This window comes from Enterobacter sp. 04-C-12-SI-ECC, from assembly GCF_047530715.1.
Taxonomy (GTDB): Bacteria; Pseudomonadota; Gammaproteobacteria; order Enterobacterales; family Enterobacteriaceae; genus Enterobacter; species Enterobacter bugandensis.
Genome location: NZ_JBLKDI010000050.1, coordinates 1 through 1,425, shown reverse-complemented (window position 1 = coordinate 1,425; position 1,425 = coordinate 1). Strand labels below are relative to the sequence as shown.

1 tRNA gene and 2 rRNA genes are annotated in these 1,425 nt (G+C 51.5%); all 3 read left to right on the top strand.

The features are described from left to right. A 16S ribosomal RNA gene (locus ACMWL8_RS25075) occupies positions 1–405 on the top strand; the annotation flags it as partial. 85 nt (positions 406–490) lie between these two features. Beyond that, positions 491–566 (top strand) — tRNA-Glu (locus tag ACMWL8_RS25070). 192 nt (positions 567–758) lie between these two features. Beyond that, a 23S ribosomal RNA gene (locus ACMWL8_RS25065) occupies positions 759–1,425 on the top strand; the annotation flags it as partial.

Sequence of the window (1,425 nt, the reverse complement as noted above, 5' to 3'; positions counted from 1 at the left end):
GGCCGGGAACTCAAAGGAGACTGCCAGTGATAAACTGGAGGAAGGTGGGGATGACGTCAAGTCATCATGGCCCTTACGAGTAGGGCTACACACGTGCTACAATGGCGCATACAAAGAGAAGCGACCTCGCGAGAGCAAGCGGACCTCATAAAGTGCGTCGTAGTCCGGATTGGAGTCTGCAACTCGACTCCATGAAGTCGGAATCGCTAGTAATCGTGGATCAGAATGCCACGGTGAATACGTTCCCGGGCCTTGTACACACCGCCCGTCACACCATGGGAGTGGGTTGCAAAAGAAGTAGGTAGCTTAACCTTCGGGAGGGCGCTTACCACTTTGTGATTCATGACTGGGGTGAAGTCGTAACAAGGTAACCGTAGGGGAACCTGCGGTTGGATCACCTCCTTACCTTAAAGAACCTGCCTTTGTAGTGTCCACACAGATTGTCTGATGAAAAGTAAGCAGCAAGGCGTCTTGCGATTGAGACTTCAGTGTCCCCTTCGTCTAGAGGCCCAGGACACCGCCCTTTCACGGCGGTAACAGGGGTTCGAATCCCCTAGGGGACGCCACTTGCTGGTTCGTGAGTGAAAGTCACCTGCCGTCATATCTCAAAACTGACTTGCGAGTCACGTTTGAGATATTTGCTCTTTAAAAATCTGGATCAAGCTGAAAATTGAAACGACACATCTTTAAGGTGTGTTCGAGTCTCTCAAATTTTCGCAAGTCGATGGTGAATCGAAAGAAACATCTTCGGGTTGTGAGGTTAAGCGACTAAGCGTACACGGTGGATGCCCTGGCAGTCAGAGGCGATGAAGGACGTGCTAATCTGCGAAAAGCGACGGCGAGGTGATATGAACCCTTGACCCGTCGATGTCCGAATGGGGAAACCCAGTGTGTTTCGACACACTATCGTTAACTGAATACATAGGTTAACGAGGCGAACCGGGGGAACTGAAACATCTAAGTACCCCGAGGAAAAGAAATCAACCGAGATTCCCCCAGTAGCGGCGAGCGAACGGGGAGCAGCCCGGAGTCTGAATCAGCTTGTGTGTTAGTGGAAGCGTCTGGAAAGTCGCACGGTACAGGGTGACAGTCCCGTACACGAAAATGCACAGGTTGTGAACTCGAAGAGTAGGGCGGGACACGTGGTATCCTGTCTGAATATGGGGGGACCATCCTCCAAGGCTAAATACTCCTGACTGACCGATAGTGAACCAGTACCGTGAGGGAAAGGCGAAAAGAACCCCGGCGAGGGGAGTGAAAAAGAACCTGAAACCGTGTACGTACAAGCAGTGGGAGCACCTTCGGGTGTGACTGCGTACCTTTTGTATAATGGGTCAGCGACTTATATTCTGTAGCAAGGTTAACCGTATAGGGGAGCCGCAGGGAAACCGAGTCTTAACTGGGCGTTAAGTTGCAGGGTATAGA